The following is a 25,385-nucleotide window of genomic DNA, read 5'->3' as shown; positions in this document are numbered from 1 at the left end:
ACGATAGAACGGCGGATAAAATGGATATGGGCTAAACTGTGATCCAAGAAAACTTCCTAAAAACCCTCCCAAAAACGGCCCACCGATTGGCCAAAAACCTCCTCCTCCTGGATAACCTCCGAAGAATGTCATAAGCTTCCTCCCTTTTTTACTCTATCGTATGTGGGAGGATACATATATCACATGTGTATCGCCTAATCTATTTTTCTTCTCCTAAACGTTGCACAAAATTAGCTAGTGTACGTACCATTACACCTGTACCACCTTTTGGGCCTAGGTCATGTACTGCAATCGCATCTGACGTTCCCGCAATATCTAAGTGAATCCAAGGTGTATCACCAACAAACTCACCAACAAAGCCTCCTCCAAAAATCATGTGTCCATCACGACCAGGAGAGTTATTTAAATCAGCGACGTCTGACTTACGAATTCGTTTTTTATCATTTTCTGTTAAAGGCATGCGCCACACAAATTCATCAGTCTCCTGTGCAGCTTCCATGAAAGTAGCAAAGAATTCATCGTCATTAGAAAGCGCACCTGTTTTATCCATACCAAGTGCAGTAATTACTCCACCAGTTAATGTTGCAACATCGATCAGGGAAGTAGCTCCTTGTTGCTTAGCATATGTAGTAGCATCTGCCAATACTAAACGTCCTTCCGCATCGGTATTTAAAACTTCTACCGTCTTACCGCTATATGTCGTAATGACATCATCCGGCTTAAATGCTGTGTCAGATACCATATTATCGGTAGAACCAATAACTGCAACGACGTTTTTATTAGGACGTAATTCACCAATGATTTTCATGGCACCTAACACTGCTGCTGCACCGCCCATATCGCCCTTCATGCCCACCATTGCATCTCTTGGCTTTAAGGAATAGCCACCTGTATCATACGTAACCCCTTTGCCGACAAGGCCAATTGGATCCTCAAAATCTTCAGTCGCTTTATATTTTAATGTTATTAAACGAGGTTCTTCATAGGAGCCTTGATTGACACATAAAATACCACCCATACCAAGCTCCTCTAATTGTGCTTTATCTAAAATTTCCACTTCAAAATCATACTCGACTGCAAGGGACTCTGCGTAATTGGCTAAGTCTGTCGCTGTCAGTAAGTTTGGTGGTAAATTAATTAAGCTACGTGCTTCATTTACTGCATTTGCATAAATAGCACCAACCTCAAAACTTGCCACAACTTCATCTAAATCATTAGCTGTAGTCACAAGGTGAACAGCGTCAATACGTTTCTCTACTTCATTTGATGTTGTTTTGTAATGAGGAATTGAATAATAACCAAGACCTGTTCCTTCACCAGCTAAAAAGGCAACATCTGTTACAGTAATCGACTCTGTCGTAAACGACTCAAGCCAAATGGAATATTCTTTAACCTTTAAGGTTCTTAGTTCCTTGCCAAGCAATCCAAATGCTGCACGAACATCGTCTTCTGTTAAATTTTTACGCTCATCTAAACCAACAAATAAAATACGTTTAAGATTTGGGTGACTCTTCAAGAATGGTAATTTCGTAATTTTTTTTAGCTCAGTAGAAACATCCCCTGCACTAATCCACGCATCAAGGGTTTCTCCATAAAATGATGAAAAGCTTGCCCAATCCTGCATTTGCTCACGATGTTTAGTGACCCCTACTACTAATACCTCAGTAGAAATCGTTTCAAATGTTTTTGCTTCTTTTACAATATGCATGTAAATTCCTCCATTCATTTTTCTATTATACATAAGTTTCAGAAAACGCGTAATATTTGGCTTTTAGAAAATAATGAATGTTATAATAAAGACAATTATAAGTGAAGGTTGTGATGATTATGAGTTTGCTTCAAAATACCCCTTTACTCGTTGCCCTTTTTGCAGTCCTCTTTGCACAGTTTGTTAAAATCCCTATTCATTTTTTAATGACAAGAAAGATTAACTGGGGATTATTTACTTCCACCGGGGGAATGCCTAGTTCACACTCCGCTTCCGTAACAGGACTTACAACCTCTATTGCCTATGAAACAGGATTAGATTCCCCAATTTTTGCCGTAGCCGCTATGTTTTCATTTATCGTCATGTATGATGCGAGTGGTGTACGCTATCAGGCGGGTCAGCATGCAGCTGTATTAAATCAACTGCGTAAAGACTTTCAAACATTGCTACATGATTTGAAAAAATGGCCACAAATGGATGGGCAAGAAAAAATGGAAGAACTAAAAACATTGCTAGGCCATAAACGGAGCGAGGTATTTTTCGGGGCATTAACTGGCATTTTTATCGCCATCATCACATACCAGTTTATTTTGTGAAAAGAGACACATCCTCATATCGAGGATGTGTTTTTTATTTATCGGAACACTTTTATGATTTATCGGAAACATTTCACGTTTTATCGGAAGCTTTTGTGATTTTATCGGAAGCTTTTCACGATTTATCGGAAACATTTTTAAAAAAAATCAGCGGATGTTAGAACACCCGCTGAAAGAAGTTAAAACATTCGATAACCACTTTTACGCAAATAAATCATGACAATTCCCGCAACAATTGAACCGGCAAAGCCACCAGATAAGATTGAAATATCTACCAAATGCAGTGCTTGCAACTTATCTAAAAGTGCTGGAAATGCGGAACCTGGTTTGAAAATATAATCTAAAAAGCTTACATCATCGACAATAAAGATAACAACAATTGGATACACTATTGCCATTAACCATGTCATTCGCAGAAGCATATTCAATAAAAATCCAATACCAAAGAACATGACGAAAAATAACAAAATTGAAATGATTAACTGTACTAATGAAACTGGACCATCCATGTATGTATAACCTCCGTTTTCCTCTCATTAGTTTACATGATTACTACAACGCTTTCAATTAGCATATCCTTGATTTCGCTTGTTCGTCATATTTTGGGATCTTTATCATAACGTATGGTTGATTTCCGCTCCGACTGGGCGCTTTCCTGGGGGCGTCCGATGAGCCGCTTCGCTTCGCTGCAGGGTCTCATCTGTGACGCTAATCCCCAAGGAGTCGCCCAGTCTCCACTTCAATCAACTTATATGTGGCATAAAATTCAACAAATGTCATCCATAAACTCTTGGTGATTAGCAATTAAAAAACTATTGAAAACTAGTATACAACTAATTTCCAATAGTTTCTTACTTTTCATTATGAAGCTGTTTGTGATAATACAAACCTTGGCGACTTCCAAAGCTCTGCCCATTTTTTAAAGGCGGCTATCACAATTATAAACCCTAAAATTAACATAATAACAGACAATACACCGTTTAACATATTGTATCCAGCAGCCGCTGTATTCCAATAAACATTTTTAATCATCCAAAGGCCCGCTACGTTTACAGTGACATATAAATAGACTAATGGGATAAAACATGTTAAAGCGTAGATTCGCTTATCTGCAACTTTTAAGACCATTGTTACCCCACATACTAAACCGATTGTCGCCATTAACTGATTCGACACACCAAATAATACCCAAATCGAACTAATATCTCCTGAATACAATAAATAGCCCCACATAAAGCATGCAAGTGCACTTGCAAAGATTGTACCCGGAAGCCAATTTGTACGCTTCAGTGGCTTGTAGACATTGCCGCCAAAATCTTGAATTAAATAGCGCGCTACACGTGTCCCAGCATCAATAGCTGTTAAAATAAAGACCGCTTCAAACATGATAACAAATTGATAGAAGTAAGAAGACAATTCAGCAAACCAAGGAATCCCCGTGAATATATCAGTCATCCCAACTGCTAGAGTTACAGCTCCACCTGTACGCCCTTCTAAATCCATCCCAATACTTTCGGCTAATGCATGTAAATGAACCGGCTCCATTCCTAATGTAGCAAATACTGCTGGAGCTGAATTAATCGCAAAATAATCTGCAGGATGAAGAGCCGTTGCTGCGATTAAAGCCATTACACCTACTAAAGATTCTACGAGCATAGCACCGAAACCTACGATGCGAATATCTTCCCAGCGATCAATCATTTTCGGTGTTGTCCCTGAGCCTACAAACGCATGGAAGCCAGATATAGCCCCACAGGCAATTGTAATGGAGACGAATGGCCATACTGGACCAGCAATTACTGGACCACCACCATGAATAAACTCTGTAAGTGGTGGGAATTGAATAATAGGGTTCACGAAAAAGACCCCGATGATTAACGCAATAAATACTCCGATTTTCATGAAACTACTTAAATAATCACGCGGCGCTAATAAGAGCCATACAGGTAATGCCGCCGCAAAGAATGCATAGATAGGTAGAATAATAGCTAAAGTATCACGGTCGAACGTTAAAAAATCACCAAATGCCGTTCCTTGAATCATCGGTCCAATAAATACACCGATCATTAACAAAATAAAGCCAACTGTTGACGTAACAATTAAATTTCCTGTTTTACGATAAGCTATACCAACAAGCATCGCTATTGGAATAGTAATTCCTACTGCAAAAGTTCCCCATGGATTTCGCTCCAACGCACCAAGGACAACCATCGATAGCCCGGCCATTGTAATTGTAATAATGAAAAGCATTGCAAGGCCTGTACAGAATCCCGCAACAGGTCCTAACTCCTTCTTCATAACCTCTGATAACGACTTTCCTCCATGGCGCATAGAAGCGAATAACACTACAGCATCATGTACTGCACCACCAATTACCGCACCAATTAACAACCAAAGGAGCCCTGGCAAATATCCAAATTGAGCAGCTAAAATAGGTCCGACTAACGGTCCAGCTGCTGCAATCGCTGCAAAATGATGCCCAAATGTTACCCATTTATTCGTCGGAACATAGTCTTTACCATCTTCCATAGCGTGTGCTGGGGTGGGCGTATCATCTTTTATCTTAAGTACCTTCTTTGTGAAAAATATGCCATACAAACGATAGCTAATCATCAGTACACAAATGGAACCTATTACAATTGTAATAGCATTCATGTTATCACTCCTTTTACGTTTTCCACATCATAGCAAATGAATTGTACGATTATTCGTAAAATTCACCGAAATGTCAGAATTTTAAGTTGAAAGGGCGTTTTCTACTGTTGAAATGTAGCTATTTTGATAGTTGAAAGATCTTGCGCACATCTTTCATGTAAAGCCTGCTGACAGGTATCGAATGTCTATTATGCAAAATCAAATTGTATTTAGAACTACTCCAAGGCTCCAGCTCTACAATATGTTCTAAATTGACGATAAATGCCCGATGGACACGCACAAAACCTTTTAAAGTGAGCTTTTTCTCCAAAACGGCTAACGACTCTGAAGCAAAATATCTCCCTTTCTCAGTAACAACAATCGTCTTACTTTCTTCAGACGTACAATATAAAATTTCCTGTATTTTAATAAGTAAAATTCGATCATTTACATAAACTGTTAATTTATCAAGCTTGTCCAATTGTAAATGCTTTAACTTCTCAATCGTTTTAGCCTGTGTCTCTCTTCTTTTGGCCACCAGCTTTTCAACTGCACTTTGTACACGCTCTTGCTCAAATGGCTTTAAAATATAATCAAAGGCGTTCACTTCAAATGCCTGTAATGCATACTCATCATAAGCAGTAGCAAAAATAATTTCGGGTTTAAGTATGCCTTGTTGTAGTTGTTTTGCTAATTCGAGGCCATTGTTTACGCCTAGCTGAATATCTAAAAACACACAATCAATCTGCTCGAACTGTGGATCCTGCAGTATGTCCTCTAAATCCTCCGATTCTCCAATAATCTGGACTAACTTTGTTTTCTCCAATAAATATCGCAATTCAGCCCTTGCTAACGGTTCATCATCTACTATATAGACATTTAACATTTCTCTACTCCCATCTTGTAGCTTTTAACGGCAGCTGGATCATAATTTTCGTGCCTACATCCAACGTACTTGAAATGTGAAAATCTGCCTCAGTTCCATAAATTTCATGAATACGCTGATAAATATTCCATAAAGCTGTCCCTGTCCCTTGCTCGGATTGCATAATTGTTTTGCCAAGCTGTTTAACCTGCTCTTCTCTCATCCCACAGCCATTATCCTCTGTTAACAGCAATAACTTATTATTAATTCGTTGCACTTTAACGTCAATTTTGCCTTCCTTACGATTTTTAAAGGCATGATAAATAGCGTTTTCAACAAGTGGCTGTAAGGTAAATGGGGGGATATGTACGTCAAAAAGTGATTCATCTAAGTGAAATTGCACATCATAGCGGTTCGGAAACCTTGTTTGTTCAATCGATAAATAAGCCTCCACATGATCAATTTCATTTTTTAACGGAATTAGCATTTGACGAGCTCCCTGTAAATTACTCCTAAAAAACGTACTAAGCTTTATCAATAATGCTCTAGCCTCATCAGCATCCGTTCTAATCAAACTTGAAATAGTATTGAGACTATTAAAAAAGAAATGGGGATGAACCTGTGCTTGTAACGCTTTAATTTCGGCATCCTTTAATAGCTTTCTTTGCTGCTCAATTTCAGCATATTCAAGCTGCGATGAAAATAGTCGACCGAGGCCCTCAGCAAGCTCCTTTTTCGCCCCGGTTAATGAAGAATCATTGATAAAATATAGCTTTAAGGTACCTACCGTTTTATGCTGTACTTTTAAAGGTAAGACAATCGCAGCACTCAACGGACAATCTTCATGAGGGCAGCTGATTTCTTTTGCGGACGTCGCTGTAAGAATGCGTCCTTCTACTAATACTCGTTTCGTTAAAGCTGTCATTATTTCTTGATGAATTAAATGATGGTCCTCGCCTACTCCTACATGTGCTAAAATCCCATTTGTATCCGTAATCGCAACTGCATCAACTTCAATCTCTCTTTTAATAATTTCCGCAACCGTTCGGCAGGATTCTTCATTTAACCCTTTACGAAAATGTTCAATTGTTTGTTGGGCAATAGAAAAGGCTTGGTGTGTTTGTAATGCTTTTGTGCGCTCTTCCTCATCAATAAAAGTTTTGATAATAATGAAAAATATCAAAATCCCAAAGGCATTCATAAAAATCATCGGCAGCGCTATTAAAGAAACTAATTGCAAAGCTTGTTCAAATGGTTTTGCCACTAGTAAAATAACAATCATTTGTAAAGTCTCTGCACAAATTCCAATGATAACAGCCTTCTTATAGGAGAAGGTTTGACGAATTTTTAATTGATTACTTAAACCACCTGTAATGAATCCTGCTAATATTGTCGATACACCACAGGCAATCGCTGTAAAACCGCCAAGGGTAATACGATGAACCCCCGCAATAATACCTACGCTAACACCCACAAGTGGCCCACCAAAAATACCAGCAATCGCTACGCCAATTAGCCTCGTATTTGCAATGGCTTCCTCTGCATTTATAGTGCTATGTATCATTTGATTTAAAGGATTGATAGTACCGCTTTCGATCTTTATCCCTGTATAGCTACTCACTATACTTAAAGCACTAAAAATAATAATGAGCCAAACCTTTTCCTTAACCCCTTGATCCTTAAATAACACTCCCCGAAAGAGCCGCCATCTTGACATTAAAAAGGCAAATACAATGATTAGCCCTACTCGCTCTAGCATAAATAAAAATAGCTCCATCATAGGTCCCCTCCTTTGTCACTTTATTTTTTAAAGAACAATTTATAAGAGGAATAACCAAAGACATCTCCTGGATTAATACCTTCAATCCCCTCTAATTGATGCTTTTCGAATTGGTTGGATGCCATTTCTTTTAACATCACTGATGTCATTTCATCCTGAGCAAGCTCCTTTGGATACATCCATTTCGCTTCTAATAATTCATTTTCCTGAATGCAAATCTTCTGCTGCTCATCCTTCATACAACAATAAAATATCGCCATATTATCACTAATGTCACCACGAATCACACCCGTTCGAAAACCAATTAAGCCTAATACGTAGCAATCGATACCCGTTTCTTCTTTTAATTCGCGAACAACGGCTTCATCTACTGTTTCACCAGCATTGACAAAACCTGCTGGCAATGACCATCTTCCCTTTAATCCGCTATATGCCTTTTTGACAACTAGCCATTGTCCTAGCTCATTGACAGTAACACCCGCAACACCTAGCCAAACTTTTCCTCTATCTTTTTTCATCATCATTTTCACCTCTATAACACTATTATAACGGCCAATTTTCCATATATAGAAGTATTAATTCAGAATTTTATGGTTACATCTCACTTTCCAACATAAAGTATGCATGTGCTCCAACCTTGGAAATATGTTACACTTATCAAAACGCAGAATATTCACTTTTTTAAAAGGAGGATATTTCATGTTAAATGTATTATCACCTAGTGCAAAACTTTTCATTTTTGCGATAATGTTGCTTTTATTATCACCTATCATTGTTTTCATGTTGTCATTTTCGATTTCCCAATCGTTTTATTTTAGTAAAGATAATATCGTACTGATTACTCCAACATACAACTTCACTATGCTTTTCCTAGCAATTGCGCTAATTATTTTAATGTTGCTCTTACTTGGATTCAAAAGAAATAAATACACCTATTTGATTACGCTTTTAGTAATAGTAAGCAGTCTAGTTTTAGGCTATTTTTCTGTATTAAGTTATACCGCTATACAGAATACACAAATTGTTTTCAAAGATTTTCATCATCAAACTACACATGAATGGCAGGATATTAAGGAAGTCATTTATGAATATGAAATAGGTACAGTAGGCACTTATTATTTCCAAACGAAAAATAACGAAAAGTTTGTCATTGAAGAAAACGGACAATTTGGCCCAGAGGGAAAAAGTGCCATTTACAATTTAGCAAATGACAATGGCGCTTCATTTATAGAACGCGAGAAGGTAAAGTAACGATTATCAATTATGCCTCAGCATAATTGCGTACGGAATCGGCTTTGTGCTGAGGCCTGCAAATGTTTTTTGTGCGAAAGCGTAGTGTTAACGCAGCGGCAGCAACAGATGTTTTTTCGCGAAAGCGTAGCGACAGGTACAAGTATCTTTTGTACCGAAAGATTTGCGATAGGTACAGGTGTTTGAACACCCGCTGAAAGAAGTTAAAAAGAAGCCACTTTCGAGTAGAACGAAAGTGGCTGACGAAGTTTTTCTATGCATCTACCTGCTAAAATAGTTGCCTAACCTTATTATGTTACAAGTTATGTTCCAAATATTTTCCATACCTTAACTACGAATACTTACGCTTCCAGCTGCTCCATATCCCAATTAAGTTTTAATATATTTTTTAATCTGATGACCTGATCTTCTCCAATTGTATTGACCAGTTGTTTTTCTATTTCTGCTTTACAATATTGATTTTTTTCAAAACATTCTTTACCAAATTCAGTCATACGAATAGCTTTATGTTTTTTACTATGTTCGACATCCATAACTGTCACCAACCCTTTAACTTCCAAACTCTTTATTATTTTATGGGTTGCTTGTCTTGAAAATTTAACATTTTTAGCTACATCTGAAATCGTAAGTTGTTTTTTATAGACAATACCCAAAATATACCATTCCGAATTTGAAATATAAATATCATTATGCTTATTCCACTTCTCTTCCGCAAGTCTTCGAAGTAGTTCGTGACGTTCGCTCAACAAATCAATGACATCTCGATTCTGCAATTCGTCCTTCAACTATTTCACCTTCATTTCATTTTTTTCGTTACTAATATACAAAAAACAGCAGCAATCGTCAACTAAGTTGACAAAAACCTTCTAATTGCTTACAATTAATTTAGTCAACCTAGTTGACAATATAGTTTGTTGGAGGGGAAATACATGTACAACGTTGGCGATGTAGTCATTTACTCATCACACGGACTTTGTTCTATTGAAGATATTTGCGAACAAACCTTTAACGACATTACTAAATCTTATTACGTTTTACAACCACTAAATGAACCACAATTAACAATTCGTACCCCTATTGACAATTCAAAAAAACAGCTTAGAGATATTATTAAAGAAGAAGAAGCCCTCAGTATTTTACATTCATTCACATCCCCTGGTGTGGAATGGATTGAACAAAATACGCATCGAATGAGATCTCATTTAGAAATCATTAAATCCGGCAATCGCCAAAAACAAGCAAAGCTTTTAAACACATTGCTACGAAAAAGGCTCGAATATAAGACCAATGAAAAAAAATTCCCTAACCAGGAAGAAAAAATATTGCAATCTTTACAAGATACTATCTTTTCGGAGTTTTCAATAGCTCTTAATAAACCATCCGATGAAATTTATGAATATGTTTTAACACAGCTTCACTAATTTTGTATTGTCGGTACATTAATAAGGCCACGATAAAAAAATCGTGGCCTTATTCTTATTTAAAAAGAAATATAAAAAGGTTCTGCTCTATAGTTTAAACAAAGTAATAGTTCATGTTTAAAATCTTCATTTTCTATTAATAACAATACCTTCTCAACATCAAAAAAAACGACATCTATACTTTCACTTACGAGTCCTTTTCTTATACCCCATTTAAACTCAACACATAGCTTTAAGACTTGATGCACATTTACCATTCCACTACCAATGAATAATATTCCATGTTATAATTTTGAAGAAAAATTAATATTAGTTTAAATTTAAAGGAGCACAAAATGATGTTTAAAGACCCTTGGAATCCTACGCAAGAAGAGATAAAAAAATGGGCATATAGTGATGAAATGGCACCTGAGCAAGATTGGGAACTCGCTATCTATAATATCGAAAATATACCCATGATTTGTACATTTGTTGAGGATGAGCAATGTGAACGTACTTCTTATTTCCTTAATACTTTATATGTTTTCACTGGAGATATGGTTCGAGGTAGAGAAATTCAAAAGCTATCTCAATTACTAGATACGATTGAAAATACAACCAAATCAAAAGAACTTAAATTGTGGATCGAACGTTCTCAATTTCTCATTGAATATCCGGAATACTATGATGGCGCTTATAGCTCTTATTGGGGGCTTTGTTCAAAGTTTGTTTATGAATGATCACATATTTTCAAAGATTAAATTTTAATATAGCCATAAAAGTAGCCTTTTCAATTCGTTATGTTTTTCAACATACAAATTAAAAAGGCTTGGTATCTAAACACATTTAGACAATTTATTTTTTAGTCACAAATCTCAGGTGTACCTTCACGTTTTGCTGTTTTGAAAGACGTGCCACAGCCGCATGATGCGATAGCATTTGGATTATCGATTGTGAAGCCTCCGCCCATTAGCGATTGCTTATAATCAATTTTTGTCCCAATTAAAATCGGCGCATCTTCACGGGAAACAAGAATTGTTAAACCATGTTGTACATCTTCAAAATCATCTTCTTTTTTCTCTTTATCAAAATGCATACCGTATGATAGGCCACTGCATCCGCCACCATTAACAACTACACGTAAAAACGAACCTTGCTCTTCATTGTGCTCCATCATTTCATTAATATGAAAAGCAGCCGCTTCAGTAACTTCAATTACTTGCTTACTTGTCATCCCAATCACCTTCCTTCTTACTTATTATCATATCAATTTTGACTATTGTATGACAAACATTCAGCTCCAAAAGGATTTTTAGTAAAAATTCTAATATTTTTCACATTTTTAGTATTTTTTATCCACGTTTATAAAATCCACATTGGTATAATTGTTGTAAGAAATCGATGAAAGAGGTATTAAATATGGAGATTTCACCTTATTACGAAAAAAAAATTCAATGTCTTAATTGCAAGAAAGAATTTCCAACATTAAAAGTACGCTCTAAATTCATTAAAGTAAATCATACAGAAACAGATTTTCATCCTATTTATGCAGACGGTGTAAATGCCCTTTATTATAATGTATTTGTTTGTGAGCATTGCGGATTTTCATTTACAGAAGACTTTTCCAAATATTTTGCACCTGGCACGCAAGATGAAATTCGCACGCAAATTACCGAAAAATGGATACACCATGATTTTAAGGGAGAACGTACTGTATTCCAAACAATACAAGCTTATAAATTAGCATTCCTTTGCGGTACGATTAAAAAAGAAAAATTTGTCGCTATAGCTGGACTTACATTACGTCTTGCATGGCTATATCGTTCATTAAAAAACGAAGGCCAAGAGCAGCGTTTTATGACAATGGCCCGAGATTACTATATGGATTCTTATTCAACTGAGGATTACTGCTCAACTCAAATGTCAGATATACGAATTATGTATATGATTGCAGAACTATCACGACGTATCGGTGATTTAGAAAATGCTACACGCTTCTTTTCAAAGATCATTGAAAAGCAAAGTATTGGTGGAGAAGCGAAGATCATTGATATGGCTAAAGAACAATGGGCAATTATTCGAGAAGAAAAAGAACATGCACGCCAAGTTTAAGAAAAAAAGTTCTAGCCTGAATTAATCAGCTAGAACTTTTTAATCATTTTAGAATACTTGCTCTACTTCAATAACACCTGGTACTTCTTCTAATAATGCGCGCTCGATACCAGCTTTAAGTGTAATTGTTGAACTTGGGCAACTACCACATGCACCTAATAAACGTAATTTTACAATGCCGTCTTCTACATCTACTAATTCACAGTCTCCACCGTCACGTAGTAAGAATGGGCGTAATTTATCTAATACCTCTTGAACTTGATCGTTAATTGTTGCTTCTGCCATTTTGTCTCGACTCCTTTCCTTATAATGATTATAATGTTAGCAACAGAAAAAATCCAATATAGAATCCGAGGAGTGGAAATGAAATGAGTCAAACGAAACCAATGATTGAAATTTACGGAACAGCGGTAATCTGCGCAAGTTGTGTCAATGCGCCATCTTCAAAGGATACATATGAGTGGCTACAAGCAGCCATAGATCGAAAATATCCAAACCAAGGATATGATATTCGCTATATCGATATTGAAGGACCAATTGAGAATGAACGCGACCAAGATTATGCTTCACGCATTCAAGAAGATGAATTTTTCTATCCGCTTGTCCTTATAAATGATGAAGTAGTGGGCGAAGGCTATGTGCAATTAAAGCCTGTATTTACTGCACTTGAAAATTTAGGTTTCGTTCCTGACGAAACCGTATAAAAGAAAATCAGAACCACCAGTCTAACTGGTGGTTTGCTCTACGCGTGAAACGCTGGGGTACTGGCCCATGTCTAAAGACACACTGAAAGGTCCGCCAACCGCACTCCGTTTTCACGCTACCACTAAAGTGGTTTTATTATTTTCGCTTTTTTACTTGTATTTCTTCTCCTGTAAATGGATCAATGAATTCTTTCATGGTCATTTGATCCTCAAGTATATCCTCTTGCAATTGATTCTTTATATATTCTTGTATAATTTTTCTGTTTCGTCCTACTGTATCTACATAATACCCGCGACACCAAAACTTCCTATTCCCATATTTGTATTTCAGGTTCGCATGCCGATCGAATATCATTAAACTACTCTTCCCTTTTAAATAGCCCACAAACGATGAAACACTTATTTTTGGTGGAATACTCACCAACATATGAATATGATCAGGACAGGCTGTAGCTTCAATGATTTCCACTCCTTTTCTTTCACATAACTGGCGAAGAATTCTACCTACATCTGCTTTGATTTGTCCATAAATAATCTGCCTTCTATATTTTGGCGCAAAGACGATGTGATACTTACAATTCCATGTCGTGTGTGCTAAACTTTTATTATCCATTTGGAGCCCCTTTCGTACGAAGTCGGTTGACCAGACCTGATTTCATTGTACGACCGGGGTTTTTTTCTTGTCCATAGCTAGAAGCTCTTTGGAACCCCTCGCATAGCAAGGGGTTTTCAAAAGATACAATAAAAGGAATTGTTTCAATTGAAACAATTCCTTTTTATAAGAATCAAACTAGCTGATTAATCATTTTGACGTTTGTAGTACCATAATAATCCTGATTTCATCAAGCGTGCGATACGTCCTGTTACTGTTGTATCTGCTAAATAAACAAAGCCTTGTTTTTTACCAAGAGCTCCCATGAAACCTTTTAATTTAATGTCAGGCATTTTCTCAGGTAAGGTTTCGCCTTTCCAACGCATGCGAAGTACTTTGACGATTTGTTCTGCTTGCTCCTCAGCTAACTGAGCAGTTGGAGGTAAGTCTGAAGCAGCACAGTCACCTACAACATATACATGCTCATCATCAAGAAGATTGAAATATTGTGTTACAAGTGGACGGCCTTGTTTATCTTTTTCAACTTCCAAATCGCGAACAATTTTGACAGGCTGTACACCAGCAGTCCAAACTACAGTATCGAGTGCAATTTCTTCTTCGTGATTGTAAATTTTACCTTGCTCAATTTTTGTAATATTTGAATTGGCAATGACTTCAACATTATGTTTCACAAACCAGTCTTTCACGTATTTACTTAACTTTTCTGGGAAATCCTTTAAAATACGAGGACCTCGGTCGAATAGCTTTATTTTTAAATCTGATCGACTTTCACGTAACTCACTTGCAAGCTCAATACCACTTAAGCCAGCTCCTACAATTCCGACAGTAGAGCCTGCTGGTAAACCACAAAGTGCTTGGAATGTTGAACGTGATTTCGCCATTGTCTGAATGCTATATGTGTACTCCTCTGCACCTGGTACACCATGGTATTTATCCTCACAGCCAAGACCAATTACTAAATCATCATATTCAATACGTTGTCCATCTTCTAGAATGACTACTTTTTCCGCACGATTAATTTCAACAACTTCTCCATATACAGCCGATAAACGTTCATTCTCAGGGAAGCTTACACGAATTTCTTTATCTGTTGCAGTCCCTGCTGCTAATGCGTAAAATTCTGTTTTTAAACTATGGAAAGGGGCTCTGTCTACTAGCACAACTTCTGTATCTAATGGAATGTTTGGTAATAATCGAAGCATAAGACGCATATTGCCGTAGCCGCCACCTAAAAGTACTAATTTACCCATAATAGTCTCCTTTTATATCTCTTGTAATAATTGTTCACAAAGTATCCACAAATGAGTATAACCGATTGTGAGAAGTTTCACAATATCAGAATGCAATTTTGTGAAAGATTTCACAAAACAAATGATAACTTGCCTTTTTCGAATGATTTTTGAATCATTTAGACTTCGATAAACCATCGCTATTGTTCGAATTTTCCTTAAATATCGTTTCCTTTTCTTCATTTTTGCAAAAAAATAGTTTAACACTGTAGCATATTAACGTGACCAACCTTACCACTTAATATTTGCTTTCTAGGTCAACTCAAATCATTGACGAATGTTTTAAAAGCGAGTAGCATTATTTTGGTGAGGTGACATGTATGAATCCAATGGTTGAATTTTGTATAAGTAATTTGGCAAATGGCTCTCAAAAAACTTATGAAGTACTAGAACGCGATCCGAACATCGACGTTTTGGAATATGGCTGTCTTAGTTACTGTACAAAATGTTCAGAATCATTTTATGCAATCGTCAATGGTGAATTAGTTGAGGCTGATTCTCCTGAAGAGTTGACGAAGGCCATTTATCAATTTATAGAAGAAAATCCGTTATGGTAATGAAGGCGTAATACCTCATTCATATAATGATGAAACACTTACTAATACTAAATTTGAACATATAAAAAGGATGTTATGCCAAAAAAATCGACATAAGCATCCTTTTTTTATGTTTAAGCTATATTTTTGAATTAATTTATGCCTCGGCTATTAAAGCCTCTACCACATAGGTAGGTTGCTGCTCCTTCTCAAGTACAGCCTTTGTCGGTGTAACACCTGTGTTTACATGGATTGTGTCACAGCCAAAGCGAATCCCACACATAATATCTGTGTCGTAATTATCGCCAATCATCACCATTTCATCTTTCGTAAAGCCATGCTCTGTTGCAATAACTTCAAGCATTGCAGGTGATGGTTTTCCGATATAGATTGGCTCAACGTCTGCAACTTCACCTACTAAGCGGGCAAACGACCCATTACCTGGTAGAAATCCATACTCTGTCGGGAATTTAATATCTTGATTCGTTGCTATAAACGTCGCACCATTTTGCACAGCAATCGTCGCCTTTGCAAGTGCCATATAATCTAGATTTCGATCAATCCCCATAACAAAAACCTCTGGCTCATCGTCGATAAGTTCAATACCTTCATTAAATAACGCTTTCCGAATACCATCAGAACCTAACATCGCTACTTTTTTGCCAGGGAAATTCAAGGCTACATATTTTGCTGTAACTAATGCGCTAGAGTAAATATGTTCAATCGGTGCATTCACACCTATAGCACTTAAAGCTTCCTGTAGCTGCTCTCTTGTCTTAGAAGAATTGTTTGTTACGTAAAATGGCTCAATTCCTGCTTGTTGTAACCGATGAATAAAAGTAATCGCAGAAGGAATGCCGTCCTTTCCACGATACACTGTACCATCTAAATCAAAGCAATACGCCTTGTAGGTTTTCATTGGTGATCCTCTGGTAAAAAAGCTGAAACAGGGCCCAGTTCATTTGTTAAATAACTATTCACAGATGGTGAGAATTGCTTTAATGCTGGTAAAGTCGTTGTTAACACATTCACAACTTCCTGAACATCTACTTCTGTGAATTCACGAACAAGCATTTTACGTAAGCCAACTACTGCTTTTAACGGTGCTTCCATTTCAGTAGAAACGACTTTTTCATCGATTAAAATATCAATAATATCCTCATAGCTTCCTGGATCACGCATAATGAAGCCGTCAATCATTAAATTTCCTACATCCATCATTGACTCCATCACATTGTGACCAATTCGCTCGATTGCTAATTTCTTAATATCATTTTCTAGCCAGCTATCTTCTGACTCTAAAATTTCTAATAGTCCATCTAAGTACTGTAAGTTTTTTGTGATTTTATTACGATCTACAAAATACACAAGGAAAGCCCCCATTCAAATCTTTAAAAGTTGATAGTCATTTCTCTTCTATAGTACCATATCTATAGGACTGGAAGGAGATTAAAAGATGGAACGTTTTTTTTTATATGATGATGTAGAAGATACGAAAACACGCTTTGTTAGTTTTGCAGGGAATAAGTTACGCTATGATTTAGCTATTTTGCAATCGGGTCGTTTCTTTGGGAAAGTGCTTGTCATGGATATTCAATTTGGACGCTTTGCTATAATTGGTCCAGATGATGTAGAAGAACCTGGCTATCTTGAACACGTATACAATCGCACAGAGGAAGAGACAGTCGAGCTACGTGAATATTTACGTGAATTATTAAATTAACACTCTTCAAAGATTGGGTGTTCCATAGCAATTAAGAGTTTAATACAAAAAAATTCCGCTTTTCTGCGGGCATAGGGTTCTACTTTGTGCACTGTGCAACAGAAGGTTGGCGGAATTTTTTTTTAAGTATCTTAATTCTAAATCAAGGAGCATTGTATTGTGCCCTTACTTTTCATTATTTATTTTAGCAGGATTATCCTTATTGCGAGGCTTGTCTTTGTTTTCATTATCGTTTTGTTTTTTGGCTTGTTGATTTTGCCCAATAACCGCTAAGTCATCGACACTAATATCAAAACCAAATCCATACTCTTCTCGATCTAACCCTTTTTTATTTTCTTTAGTCAAATTAATCACCTCCAATAAATAAATTATCCTTTTTCTCATGATTTATACGCTTTGTCTTTCCACTTCAACAATGCTAGCATTATGCTGTTGCATCTTTAATAATCCAATCAGTAGCACTAATTAGATCTGGAAACACCGCATCTGCTAGCGGATCTTTCGCACCTAAAAATACTCCCTTAGTTCCTGCTCGTTTGCCTGCTATTATATCTGTATCCGTATCTCCCACCATGTAGGATTTTGCTAAGTCTATATTATATTTTTCACCAAGATCAACGATTAATTTACTATTTGGTTTACGACAGGCACAGCCCGATTTGGGTTTATGAGGACAATATACGACTTCGTGAATTGTGGCCCCTTCCTTCTTCAATTCTTTTACCATATGTTCATGTATTTTTTGTAGCTGCGTTTCTTTCATAAACCCTAATCCAACTCCACCTTGATTGGTTACTACAAAAATATAGTCGAAGTATTTATTCAATTTTTTTATAGCTTTCGGAACATGTGGCAGAAAATAAAAATCCTTTGGTTTATTTACAAATTTAACCCGATCCGTTAATACTTCATTGATGACCCCATCACGATCCAAAAATACAGCTTTTTTCATCTAAACAACACACACCTTTAATATAAAATAAGTAGATTGGTTTAAAAGTCAAAAATGCAGGTTCCTCACCATAGCGTGAGGTTGATTTCCGTTCCGGCTGGGCGCTTTTATCGCTGCCGCTTCGCTTTCGCGCAGATAAAACATTTGTTGCTGCAGCTACGTTAGCACTACGCTTTCGCACAGAGCAAAGCTTCCTGGGGGCGTCCGATGAGCCGCTTTTGTTGTTGCTGTCGCTTCGCTTTCGCACAGAAAACATCCGCTTCGCTGCAGGGTCTCGGGCCAACAGATGTTTATTGCGCGAAAGCGAAGCGGCAGCGGCACCGATGTTGGTCACGAAGGCGTTATCACAGGATGTGATGGCTTTAGCCTTCGTTCCTCTATTCGCTACCCCAAGGAGTCGCCCAGCCTCCACTCCAATCAACTTATATATTGCATATACACGCTTTGGTGAAAAGTTAAAAATAAAGCAATTTTTGCATTCACTTTTTATTATTACCAAATAAAAAAAACCTATTACCGCAAAGTAAAAACCTGATGCAGATTTCGCATCAGGTTTTAAAATTTTATTCTGTTATTTGTGCATTCTCAACAATCTTTGTCACTTCATGATCTTCACTTACTACAGCTTCTGGCTGTTGAGTAGATTTACTCGTTTTGTGCAAGACGAAATATGCACAGCCAAAATTACAATACTCGTATAAGTAATCTTGTAGTGTACTAATCTTCGTATCGAAAGTGGCTTTCTGATTTTTATCGTCAAAAAAGCCTTTTAAGCGTAATTGACTATAGCCCCAGTCGCCCACAATATAATCATATCTAGCTAAAATATCTGAGTATCGTTCCTTGAACACTTCTTCTTGAAAAGCCTCTTTGTAATCTTCAATAAGTTCGTATTCATATCCTTCAATATTGATCAAAGTGGCACCGCCTTCTATTTCAACATTTGTTTTTACTGTTCTGCTTGTAGTTGACGTTCTTTTGTTGCTTCGTTAACTTGTTCATCAGCGTGATAGCTACTACGTACAAGTGGGCCTGCTTCACAATGCTTAAATCCTTTTTCCATTGCGATTTTACGCAGTTTCCCAAACTCTATTGGAGAATAATACTTTTTAACAGGCAAATGCTTTTTCGTTGGCTGTAAGTATTGACCAATTGTCATAATATCTACGTCGTTTGCTCGTAAATCGTCCATTACTTCTAAAATTTCTTCTTCCGTTTCACCTAAGCCTATCATTAAAGATGACTTTGTAGGGATGTCTGGCTGCATTTCTTTTGCCAAACGAAGAAACTCTAATGAACGCTCATACTTTGCACGTGCACGGACTCTTGGCGTTAAGCGACGCACTGTTTCAATATTATGATTTAAAATATCTGGCTTCGAATCCATTAAAATTTGAAGATTCTCTTGCAAACCACCTAAATCGGACGGTAAAACTTCAATCGATGTAAACGGACTTTTACGACGAATCGCACGTACTGTTTCAGCTAAAACTTGCGCACCGCCATCCTTTAAGTCATCACGCGCTACCATTGTAATAACAACGTGCTTTAAGTTCATAATAGCTACAGAATCTGCTACTCGTTCTGGCTCAGCTAGGTCTAATTCATTTGGTAAGCCTGTTTTAACAGCACAGAAACGGCAAGCACGAGTACAAACAGATCCAAGGATCATCATTGTTGCTGTACGTCGTTCACCCCAGCATTCATGAATATTAGGACAGCGCGCTTCCTCACATACTGTATGCAGATTTTTTTCACGCATGAGCTTCTTTAGCCCTTTATATTCATCATTTGTGTTTAATTTAATTTTTAGCCAATCTGGTTTTCTTAAATATTCTTCTTTTCCATTGCTTGTAGGTTTACAAGATGTCATACGGATATCGCCCCTATCAAATATGTGCAGTTTTTATATTACTATCTTCACTGATGTCAATGTAACATAATAAATGAACTCCAACAACTATCATAATCAATTTTACCTCGGCAAAATTGCGTCCGCCGAAAGAAGGCAAACATTTCTACTTTTTAGGAGAGACAGGTACTTGAATTGAAGGAACCTCTGAACTACCATTTGAATAAAAATCTGGGACTTTTCCCCTTACTAAGCCCATCGCCACTGGAATATCCTGAGTAACTGTTGTAGTTTTACTAGCAAACGGGACAATAATTTGGACATTTACCTCTATATGAATACCTACCTCTACATAAGCGCTATTAATACCATATTCAGTTATTGAAGAAGTAACTTCACTATGCACATTGCCAATTACATGAAAACGTATCGGAATTTTAGGCCCTAAGTTCCCAAGTATAGGCATATTGGCCGCCTGACTGATAGGTACATAAAAAACGACCCCGTTGCCTTCATTTATCTTATTAAAATCATATTCTACATTATCAAGATTTGGTAAATGTGACAGCTCCCCTTGCTCCGCCTGCTCTAAATACACTTTTACTTGATTGACCGTTTCTGTTCGAACTCGATTAATCGTTTCTGTATTAATCTTCAAATCAGCTTGGTTGTTAGGGGATACTTCTACAAGAATATCATTAACATCCATAACACTTGATGTACGAGAATCAATCGCTTTACTCACAACGGAAGATGCAATCTTACCCGTTTGTACTTCAGCATATTCTAAGTATGTCGGCATAAGCTGCACATTTAAATAATAAATAAATAAAAAAACACCGATAATAGTGCCTGCAACTAATAAGGTTAATCGATTCAACCGACTTCCCTTTTTTCTATAGTTGCCATGATTACTATATGATCGTAATTTCATCCTTTTTCGAGGGAAAAACAAAAAATCTCCTCCTGTTTCATAAAGTATGAACAGGAGGAGATTTTTATTCTATTTTCGATGGTGCAACATAATCCACTTCTATGCTTTCAATTGTTATGTTAGGGTATTCCACTAAATTAATTTCATATGTAGCTGTTAATATTTGATTTTGCTCTTCAAAAATACGAAGCCACGGAGATGCGGCATTCAATGTATTTTGTCTTGATACAATACCCCGACGACCATCCGATAATTTTAAAATAACACCGTTAGGATAATGGACAACAGACCTTTTCAATGCATTCACAATACGTGCATCGTATATAGTTCCAGCTCCTGCTTCTAAAATTGCTAGGCCCTGAGAAGGTAGCATTTTTTCACGATATACACGACTTGTAGTCACTGCATCAAAGACGTCTGCTACACCAATAATTTTGGCAAACGGATGGATTTCAAAATCAACTAAGCCCCGTGGATAGCCACTCCCATCAATCCGTTCATGATGTTGGAAGGCACAGTGTGCAACAATCAATGATATGGAATGTAAATTACGTAACAAATCAAAACCATATCGAGTATGCTGCTTCATCATTTCAAATTCCTCACACGATAGGCGATCAGGCTTAGTCAGAATTTCTTTTGGTACCATAAGCTTTCCTATGTCATGTAATAATGCACCAATTGCAATTAAACGTAAATCCTCGGCTGAATATCCAAGCTCCTTAGCAATCGCTATCGAGTAAAGTGTGACTTGAAATGAGTGTTGATATAAATATTCATCAAATAAATACGCATCTGTTAGTATTGTTAAAATTTCATCATTACCACTAACTGCCAACAGTAATTCATCTACAATTGAGACAATTGCTTTTGATTGTTGGTCAAGCACATAAGAGGCATTTACTGGATTTAAACCATCGATTGATTGGAAAGAATCTTTAATGGTTGAAATTGCTTTATTTCGAATAACAGTTGGAACTGTTTCCTGTACCTCAATACCCTTAGAAATTTTATCGTCAATATATAAATAATGCATATTTAATTGTTGAAGTCTTTGTATGATACGTTCATTAATGACAACATCTTTCTTTAAAAGAGGGTGTCCCGCCTCATTCCAAATGGTTCTTGCTAATACCATTCCTTCTTTTAATACATCGATTGAAATTAATCGCATGACCTTTTCCCCAATCCATTCTAAAAGCGTTTTATCTACTATTACTTAAAGAATCTTTGCCCATAATCTATCATAATGTTTCGTAAAAATTCTGGTAGAATATATTTTTTCTTAGCATATTTAAAGCTTGGATAAAAATAGCCGAACGTAAACAAATCAAGTGTTACTAATTTATAAATTCTATCATTATCTGCAAGCTTCCCATTGATCAGTAATTGGCGATCTTCATTCATAGAAAAGCCATAAGTTAACATCTTCCCAAAAATAACGCCTCTAAACCCTAATCCTTTTAGCTCAATATAAGGCCATTCTTCATTTTTAGATTGCTGAAAAATTTCTTTCATTTCAGCAACTGATAATTCAATCGTACATAAATTTATAGGATGTGGGAAAATTCTATGCAAATCAAGTGCTGTCACTGTTCCTCTAGGTAAACCATCTAAAAAAATACCTGCATTAAATAACGCACAATCCGCTCCACTTTTCTCTAAAATGGCACGTGCAAACAAATCGGATAATTGTGAATAATGGAACCATTCCTTATTGTACGATTTTTCCGTAGTGAATACTGGAATATCAAGTAATCGTTTGCCTTCTTTTTCTAAAGATTGAACGATTTCATATTCATTTTTAATCGTAGGCAAATCTTTATTATGAATTAATTTATCCTTTTTTTCAACAATTCCCCTAGATTTTGTATCATATTCTAATACAAGATGGCCAGTATATTGTCCAAATTTTCCTCCACCCGTTAATAAAACGCCATTAATTAACTTTCCATTAGGGAGAACATGATGTGTATGTGAGCCGAATATAACATCTATTTCTGGGCATTCCTCAGCTAAAAGCTCATCCTCTGTTATCCCTAAATGTGACAAACAAACAATAATATCCACTTCTTCACGAAGCTGGAGCGCTAAGCGAATGAGTGTGCTTCGTGCCTCATCTATCTCCCAGTCTAATTCCTTATAATAAATTTCAAACATAGCCGTTGCTGCAATCACTGCAACCTTTGTGCCATAAGCAGTAGTTAATACAACATACGGCTTCATCCACGCTGGATTTGGTCCTTGTGAGGCATTTACATTAGCAACTACTACGTCAAAAGCTGCTTCATCATACAAATGATAAAGCTCCTTATGGGACAATGTTATGCCTTCGTTATTACCGATTGTTACCACGTCGTAACCAGCTTCATTCAAAAACTTCACATTACCCTTTCCGACTGTTGCTTCTGTATAAATATTTGAACGATCCAAATGATCGCCGACATCAAATAAATAGCTTGTTTCTCCCATGGTTGCAAGCTTAGTACGAATTTCTCTCACATAGCTTTGCATTCGTGGCCAATACTTAAAATGACTGTGCAAATCATTCGTGTGAAAAATATGGATTTTTTCCAGCAATTAAGCCACCTCTTCTTTAAAATAGCTTCTATGTCTGTAGTAGACTTGCTTTAAATCAATATTACAATAAAGCTTCGATAATAGAACGAATCCCTAATAATAATAAAATAACTCGAAGTGCTACTACAAGAGTATCTGATTTAATTCTTTTATTTAATGCTGCCCCAAGCTTTGCTCCAATATAAGCACCTGGAATAACAGGAATCGTATAGAGCCATGGCACATGTCCTAAATAAATATGACTCGCTGAATTAACAATCGACGATAGAAATACCATGAACATCGATGTTGCCACTGCAACATGCGGAGGGAATAAAAATAAAAGAATCATGGCAGGCACGATCATCGAGCCTCCGCCGATACCAAATAATCCAGAGGCAAAGCCTATCCCAAATGTTAATACAATGGCAAACCAAATTGGATACCCATATACAAAGGTATTTCCTTCTTTATCTTCGAATTCCCGTTGCATACCGTTTTTTACAAACCATTCTACAGGTTTCAATCTATCTCTTACAAGTAAAATCGTCGCCAAAATGATTAGTAAAATACCAAAATACAAATTAAAAGATGGTAAATCTAGCCCTTTATTTACCCATGCACCTAGCATTGTTCCAGGAATACTTCCTATAAAAAAAATCCAACCGCTTTTATAATCAACTGTTTTAGATTTCATATAGCTTAACGTAGAGGCAAGTCCAGTGAAAATCATCATGACTACAGATAAACCAACCACTTTTTGAGGAGTTATATCCGGAATCATCCCTAAATTTAACCCAACGTATAATGTTGCTGGGACTAGAATAATTCCTCCACCAAGCCCAACCAACGAGCCAATTACCCCAGATAATAATGCAATAATAACTAAAACAAAAAATTCCATTATAGTTCCCCTTCAAACATATTTAATTGTTTAGGCGCTAACCCTACATCTCTAATCGCTAAAATACCTTGTAATTCCTTTGCATTTTTCGCAGCATGAAGTCCTGAATTATTATTAAATAATACATACAGATCCTGTACTTCTGATTGGAGATGTTTTAAATGCTGTCCAAGCTGTTGCAATTCTTCACTATTATAATCATATAAAAAGCGAACCTTCCGCCAGTTTTCGGCATTACCAGTATTGCGCCACCCATGAATGTTACGTCCATGAATACGTACAAGTGCCTTAGTCGCTGTAACCGTAGGATAAAATGGTACAGAACCTACACCAGCCTGTGGTTCATCACAAATCGTATGAATAAATTGATGCTCTCGTAAAAAATCCATTGTTTGCTGTACGACATTGTCCGCATACCATGTTCGATTGCGGAACTCAATAGCTACGTCAAAGTCTTTGAGCTGCTGCCTAATATACAATAAATATTGCACATTCTTAGTCTGACAATCAAACCATGGTGGGAACTGTGCTAGTACCATCGCCAGCTTCCCATGGCGTTTAAATTCATTGGCACATTCGATAAAGGCATTAAACATGTCATTCTTCGACTCATACGGTATGTCTCCACGTAAATGACCAGTCATTCCCTGATAGGCCTTCACAACAAAACGGAAATTTTCGGGAGTATCCTCACACCATTTTCGTACATTCTCTTTAGAAGGTATGGCATAAAAAGAAGTATCTACTTCAACCGTTAAAAAATGACCTGTATAATCGAATAATTTGTCCTTTGCGGCAGTCACTTCACTATAAAGCGAAGGATGATCACCCCAACCAGTTAATCCAACTATAATCATGTGACCCCCTCCTCCATGTACATTTATCATAGCATACACTTTCTAATGAAATATGAACGTATCGTAAAAAACACACCTCATAATTTAGGGCGGCAAAGATAGATGTTTCCATCATT

General features: G+C 36.8%; 30 protein-coding genes. 8 read left to right on the top strand and 22 right to left on the bottom strand.

The features are described 5' to 3' along the window. Positions 1 to 199: 199 nt before the first annotated feature. Positions 200 to 1,708 (bottom strand): leucyl aminopeptidase, encoded by a 1,509-nt coding sequence (locus JNUCC51_RS16680; RefSeq protein WP_337988956.1) that lies wholly within the window; start codon positions 1,706 to 1,708, stop codon positions 200 to 202. A gap of 113 nt (positions 1,709 to 1,821) precedes the next feature. Here JNUCC51_RS16680 and JNUCC51_RS16675 point away from each other — a divergent pair, with 113 nt between their 5' ends. Then, positions 1,822 to 2,304 (top strand): divergent PAP2 family protein, encoded by a 483-nt coding sequence (locus JNUCC51_RS16675; protein WP_049669132.1) that lies wholly within the window; start codon positions 1,822 to 1,824, stop codon positions 2,302 to 2,304. 179 nt (positions 2,305 to 2,483) lie between these two features. Here the strand turns inward: JNUCC51_RS16675 and JNUCC51_RS16670 are convergent, their stop codons facing one another. The 5 genes from JNUCC51_RS16670 to JNUCC51_RS16650 all read right to left on the bottom strand — a co-directional run bounded on the left by JNUCC51_RS16670 (position 2,484) and on the right by JNUCC51_RS16650 (position 8,101). Next, positions 2,484 to 2,813 (bottom strand): YuiB family protein, encoded by a 330-nt coding sequence (locus JNUCC51_RS16670; RefSeq protein WP_134022427.1) that lies wholly within the window; start codon positions 2,811 to 2,813, stop codon positions 2,484 to 2,486. A gap of 352 nt (positions 2,814 to 3,165) precedes the next feature. After that, positions 3,166 to 4,959, bottom strand: coding sequence for a carbon starvation CstA family protein (locus JNUCC51_RS16665; RefSeq protein WP_337988955.1), 1,794 nt, complete (start codon positions 4,957 to 4,959; stop codon positions 3,166 to 3,168). A 118-nt stretch (positions 4,960 to 5,077) separates the two neighbouring features. Then, positions 5,078 to 5,824 (bottom strand): LytR/AlgR family response regulator transcription factor, encoded by a 747-nt coding sequence (locus JNUCC51_RS16660; protein ID WP_337988954.1) that lies wholly within the window; start codon positions 5,822 to 5,824, stop codon positions 5,078 to 5,080. A gap of 4 nt (positions 5,825 to 5,828) precedes the next feature. Beyond that, complete coding sequence (locus JNUCC51_RS16655) at positions 5,829 to 7,580, bottom strand: sensor histidine kinase (protein ID WP_337992253.1); 1,752 nt, start codon at positions 7,578 to 7,580, stop codon at positions 5,829 to 5,831. Between the two features lie 23 nt (positions 7,581 to 7,603). Continuing rightward, complete coding sequence (locus JNUCC51_RS16650; protein WP_337988953.1) at positions 7,604 to 8,101, bottom strand: NUDIX hydrolase; 498 nt, start codon at positions 8,099 to 8,101, stop codon at positions 7,604 to 7,606. A 181-nt stretch (positions 8,102 to 8,282) separates the two neighbouring features. Between JNUCC51_RS16650 and JNUCC51_RS16645 the strand changes: the two genes are divergently transcribed. Continuing rightward, entirely contained in the window at positions 8,283 to 8,834 is a 552-nt protein-coding gene (locus JNUCC51_RS16645; protein ID WP_337988952.1) for a hypothetical protein, read from the top strand. Positions 8,835 to 9,175: 341 nt separating this feature from the next. Here JNUCC51_RS16645 and JNUCC51_RS16640 read toward each other — a convergent pair whose 3' ends face one another. Further along, complete coding sequence (locus JNUCC51_RS16640) at positions 9,176 to 9,619, bottom strand: MarR family winged helix-turn-helix transcriptional regulator (RefSeq protein ID WP_337988951.1); 444 nt, start codon at positions 9,617 to 9,619, stop codon at positions 9,176 to 9,178. Between the two features lie 144 nt (positions 9,620 to 9,763). On the opposite strand from JNUCC51_RS16640, the gene JNUCC51_RS16635 reads away from it, so the two are divergent. Continuing rightward, positions 9,764 to 10,255, top strand: a complete 492-nt coding sequence (locus JNUCC51_RS16635; protein ID WP_337988950.1) for a CarD family transcriptional regulator — start codon at positions 9,764 to 9,766, stop codon at positions 10,253 to 10,255. Between the two features lie 335 nt (positions 10,256 to 10,590). Further along, positions 10,591 to 10,974, top strand: a complete 384-nt coding sequence (locus JNUCC51_RS16630; protein WP_337988949.1) for a hypothetical protein — start codon at positions 10,591 to 10,593, stop codon at positions 10,972 to 10,974. Positions 10,975 to 11,096: 122 nt separating this feature from the next. Here the strand turns inward: JNUCC51_RS16630 and JNUCC51_RS16625 are convergent, their stop codons facing one another. Continuing rightward, positions 11,097 to 11,468 (bottom strand): HesB/IscA family protein, encoded by a 372-nt coding sequence (locus JNUCC51_RS16625; protein WP_100546191.1) that lies wholly within the window; start codon positions 11,466 to 11,468, stop codon positions 11,097 to 11,099. Positions 11,469 to 11,653: 185 nt separating this feature from the next. On the opposite strand from JNUCC51_RS16625, the gene JNUCC51_RS16620 reads away from it, so the two are divergent. Beyond that, positions 11,654 to 12,346 carry a DUF2225 domain-containing protein gene (locus JNUCC51_RS16620; RefSeq protein ID WP_337988948.1) on the top strand — a complete coding sequence of 231 codons (693 nt, stop codon included), beginning with the start codon at positions 11,654 to 11,656 and terminating at the stop codon, positions 12,344 to 12,346. A 48-nt stretch (positions 12,347 to 12,394) separates the two neighbouring features. Here JNUCC51_RS16620 and JNUCC51_RS16615 read toward each other — a convergent pair whose 3' ends face one another. Then, a complete protein-coding gene (locus JNUCC51_RS16615; protein WP_100546189.1) occupies positions 12,395 to 12,631 on the bottom strand; it encodes a NifU family protein in 237 nt (78 codons plus the stop codon). 83 nt (positions 12,632 to 12,714) lie between these two features. On the opposite strand from JNUCC51_RS16615, the gene JNUCC51_RS16610 reads away from it, so the two are divergent. After that, positions 12,715 to 13,050: a YuzD family protein gene (locus JNUCC51_RS16610; protein ID WP_049669119.1), complete on the top strand. Its 336-nt coding sequence runs from the start codon at positions 12,715 to 12,717 to the stop codon at positions 13,048 to 13,050. Between the two features lie 136 nt (positions 13,051 to 13,186). Here the strand turns inward: JNUCC51_RS16610 and tnpA are convergent, their stop codons facing one another. Together tnpA and JNUCC51_RS16600 are read right to left on the bottom strand one after the other, a co-directional pair. After that, positions 13,187 to 13,663 (bottom strand): IS200/IS605 family transposase, encoded by a 477-nt coding sequence (gene tnpA, locus JNUCC51_RS16605; protein WP_337988947.1) that lies wholly within the window; start codon positions 13,661 to 13,663, stop codon positions 13,187 to 13,189. Positions 13,664 to 13,848: 185 nt separating this feature from the next. Further along, positions 13,849 to 14,913, bottom strand: coding sequence for an NAD(P)/FAD-dependent oxidoreductase (locus JNUCC51_RS16600; protein WP_337988946.1), 1,065 nt, complete (start codon positions 14,911 to 14,913; stop codon positions 13,849 to 13,851). 359 nt (positions 14,914 to 15,272) lie between these two features. On the opposite strand from JNUCC51_RS16600, the gene JNUCC51_RS16595 reads away from it, so the two are divergent. Next, the gene (locus tag JNUCC51_RS16595; protein WP_049669117.1) at positions 15,273 to 15,509 is read left to right on the top strand and encodes a YuzB family protein; all 237 of its coding nucleotides are present in this window, start codon (positions 15,273 to 15,275) and stop codon (positions 15,507 to 15,509) included. A gap of 136 nt (positions 15,510 to 15,645) precedes the next feature. On the opposite strand, the gene JNUCC51_RS16590 is transcribed toward JNUCC51_RS16595, so the two are convergent. Further along, positions 15,646 to 16,407 (bottom strand): TIGR01457 family HAD-type hydrolase, encoded by a 762-nt coding sequence (locus JNUCC51_RS16590; protein ID WP_337988945.1) that lies wholly within the window; start codon positions 16,405 to 16,407, stop codon positions 15,646 to 15,648. Beyond that, positions 16,404 to 16,856, bottom strand: coding sequence for a DUF86 domain-containing protein (locus JNUCC51_RS16585; protein WP_337988944.1), 453 nt, complete (start codon positions 16,854 to 16,856; stop codon positions 16,404 to 16,406). Before JNUCC51_RS16585 ends, JNUCC51_RS16590 begins: the two co-directional genes overlap by 4 nt. A gap of 88 nt (positions 16,857 to 16,944) precedes the next feature. Here JNUCC51_RS16585 and JNUCC51_RS16580 point away from each other — a divergent pair, with 88 nt between their 5' ends. Then, positions 16,945 to 17,211 carry a DUF3055 domain-containing protein gene (locus JNUCC51_RS16580; protein WP_053593231.1) on the top strand — a complete coding sequence of 89 codons (267 nt, stop codon included), beginning with the start codon at positions 16,945 to 16,947 and terminating at the stop codon, positions 17,209 to 17,211. A gap of 165 nt (positions 17,212 to 17,376) precedes the next feature. Here the strand turns inward: JNUCC51_RS16580 and JNUCC51_RS16575 are convergent, their stop codons facing one another. The 9 genes from JNUCC51_RS16575 to JNUCC51_RS16535 form a co-directional block, all read right to left on the bottom strand. Next, positions 17,377 to 17,595 (bottom strand): hypothetical protein, encoded by a 219-nt coding sequence (locus JNUCC51_RS16575; protein WP_049669113.1) that lies wholly within the window; start codon positions 17,593 to 17,595, stop codon positions 17,377 to 17,379. 40 nt (positions 17,596 to 17,635) lie between these two features. Then, entirely contained in the window at positions 17,636 to 18,163 is a 528-nt protein-coding gene (locus JNUCC51_RS16570; RefSeq protein ID WP_337988943.1) for a D-glycero-alpha-D-manno-heptose-1,7-bisphosphate 7-phosphatase, read from the bottom strand. Between the two features lie 563 nt (positions 18,164 to 18,726). Next, a complete protein-coding gene (locus tag JNUCC51_RS16565; RefSeq protein WP_337988942.1) occupies positions 18,727 to 19,080 on the bottom strand; it encodes a YutD family protein in 354 nt (117 codons plus the stop codon). A 32-nt stretch (positions 19,081 to 19,112) separates the two neighbouring features. Then, positions 19,113 to 20,036, bottom strand: a complete 924-nt coding sequence (gene lipA, locus JNUCC51_RS16560) for a lipoyl synthase (RefSeq protein WP_337988941.1) — start codon at positions 20,034 to 20,036, stop codon at positions 19,113 to 19,115. A gap of 145 nt (positions 20,037 to 20,181) precedes the next feature. Continuing rightward, positions 20,182 to 20,970 (bottom strand): sporulation protein YunB, encoded by a 789-nt coding sequence (gene yunB, locus JNUCC51_RS16555; RefSeq protein ID WP_337988940.1) that lies wholly within the window; start codon positions 20,968 to 20,970, stop codon positions 20,182 to 20,184. 43 nt (positions 20,971 to 21,013) lie between these two features. Further along, on the bottom strand, positions 21,014 to 22,123 hold the full coding sequence (locus JNUCC51_RS16550) for an HD-GYP domain-containing protein (RefSeq protein WP_337988939.1): 1,110 nt from the start codon (positions 22,121 to 22,123) through the stop codon (positions 21,014 to 21,016). A 41-nt stretch (positions 22,124 to 22,164) separates the two neighbouring features. Beyond that, a complete protein-coding gene (locus JNUCC51_RS16545; RefSeq protein WP_337988938.1) occupies positions 22,165 to 23,529 on the bottom strand; it encodes a bifunctional metallophosphatase/5'-nucleotidase in 1,365 nt (454 codons plus the stop codon). Between the two features lie 61 nt (positions 23,530 to 23,590). Continuing rightward, entirely contained in the window at positions 23,591 to 24,412 is an 822-nt protein-coding gene (locus tag JNUCC51_RS16540) for a sulfite exporter TauE/SafE family protein (protein WP_268637093.1), read from the bottom strand. Further along, positions 24,412 to 25,269, bottom strand: a complete 858-nt coding sequence (locus JNUCC51_RS16535; protein WP_337988937.1) for a DUF72 domain-containing protein — start codon at positions 25,267 to 25,269, stop codon at positions 24,412 to 24,414. Before JNUCC51_RS16535 ends, JNUCC51_RS16540 begins: the two co-directional genes overlap by 1 nt. Between the last annotated feature and the right edge of the window lie 116 nt (positions 25,270 to 25,385).

Source organism: Lysinibacillus sp. JNUCC 51 (assembly GCF_015999525.1).
In the GTDB taxonomy this organism is placed as follows: Bacteria; Bacillota; Bacilli; order Bacillales_A; family Planococcaceae; genus Lysinibacillus; species Lysinibacillus xylanilyticus.
The sequence above is the reverse complement of the archived record's forward strand: the minus strand, read 5'-3'. Positions and strand labels throughout refer to the sequence as shown.

Coding starts and splice junctions, on each gene's coding strand:
- JNUCC51_RS16550 (WP_337988939.1), bottom strand. CDS start 22,123: ATGCGATTAATTTCAATCGATGTATTAAAAGAAGGAATGGTATTAGCA.
- lipA (WP_337988941.1), bottom strand. CDS start 20,036: ATGACATCTTGTAAACCTACAAGCAATGGAAAAGAAGAATATTTAAGA.
- JNUCC51_RS16610 (WP_049669119.1), top strand. CDS start 12,715: ATGAGTCAAACGAAACCAATGATTGAAATTTACGGAACAGCGGTAATC.
- JNUCC51_RS16630 (WP_337988949.1), top strand. CDS start 10,591: ATGATGTTTAAAGACCCTTGGAATCCTACGCAAGAAGAGATAAAAAAA.
- JNUCC51_RS16665 (WP_337988955.1), bottom strand. CDS start 4,959: ATGAATGCTATTACAATTGTAATAGGTTCCATTTGTGTACTGATGATT.
- JNUCC51_RS16575 (WP_049669113.1), bottom strand. CDS start 17,595: ATGAGAAAAAGGATAATTTATTTATTGGAGGTGATTAATTTGACTAAA.
- JNUCC51_RS16595 (WP_049669117.1), top strand. CDS start 15,273: ATGAATCCAATGGTTGAATTTTGTATAAGTAATTTGGCAAATGGCTCT.
- JNUCC51_RS16645 (WP_337988952.1), top strand. CDS start 8,283: ATGTTAAATGTATTATCACCTAGTGCAAAACTTTTCATTTTTGCGATA.
- JNUCC51_RS16655 (WP_337992253.1), bottom strand. CDS start 7,580: ATGGAGCTATTTTTATTTATGCTAGAGCGAGTAGGGCTAATCATTGTA.
- JNUCC51_RS16600 (WP_337988946.1), bottom strand. CDS start 14,913: ATGGGTAAATTAGTACTTTTAGGTGGCGGCTACGGCAATATGCGTCTT.
- JNUCC51_RS16670 (WP_134022427.1), bottom strand. CDS start 2,813: ATGGATGGTCCAGTTTCATTAGTACAGTTAATCATTTCAATTTTGTTA.
- JNUCC51_RS16650 (WP_337988953.1), bottom strand. CDS start 8,101: ATGAAAAAAGATAGAGGAAAAGTTTGGCTAGGTGTTGCGGGTGTTACT.
- JNUCC51_RS16540 (WP_268637093.1), bottom strand. CDS start 24,412: ATGGAATTTTTTGTTTTAGTTATTATTGCATTATTATCTGGGGTAATT.
- JNUCC51_RS16615 (WP_100546189.1), bottom strand. CDS start 12,631: ATGGCAGAAGCAACAATTAACGATCAAGTTCAAGAGGTATTAGATAAA.
- JNUCC51_RS16620 (WP_337988948.1), top strand. CDS start 11,654: ATGGAGATTTCACCTTATTACGAAAAAAAAATTCAATGTCTTAATTGC.
- JNUCC51_RS16660 (WP_337988954.1), bottom strand. CDS start 5,824: ATGTTAAATGTCTATATAGTAGATGATGAACCGTTAGCAAGGGCTGAA.
- tnpA (WP_337988947.1), bottom strand. CDS start 13,663: ATGGATAATAAAAGTTTAGCACACACGACATGGAATTGTAAGTATCAC.
- JNUCC51_RS16535 (WP_337988937.1), bottom strand. CDS start 25,269: ATGATTATAGTTGGATTAACTGGTTGGGGTGATCATCCTTCGCTTTAT.
- JNUCC51_RS16635 (WP_337988950.1), top strand. CDS start 9,764: ATGTACAACGTTGGCGATGTAGTCATTTACTCATCACACGGACTTTGT.
- JNUCC51_RS16580 (WP_053593231.1), top strand. CDS start 16,945: ATGGAACGTTTTTTTTTATATGATGATGTAGAAGATACGAAAACACGC.
- JNUCC51_RS16590 (WP_337988945.1), bottom strand. CDS start 16,407: ATGAAAACCTACAAGGCGTATTGCTTTGATTTAGATGGTACAGTGTAT.
- JNUCC51_RS16675 (WP_049669132.1), top strand. CDS start 1,822: ATGATTATGAGTTTGCTTCAAAATACCCCTTTACTCGTTGCCCTTTTT.
- JNUCC51_RS16570 (WP_337988943.1), bottom strand. CDS start 18,163: ATGAAAAAAGCTGTATTTTTGGATCGTGATGGGGTCATCAATGAAGTA.
- JNUCC51_RS16625 (WP_100546191.1), bottom strand. CDS start 11,468: ATGACAAGTAAGCAAGTAATTGAAGTTACTGAAGCGGCTGCTTTTCAT.
- JNUCC51_RS16680 (WP_337988956.1), bottom strand. CDS start 1,708: ATGCATATTGTAAAAGAAGCAAAAACATTTGAAACGATTTCTACTGAG.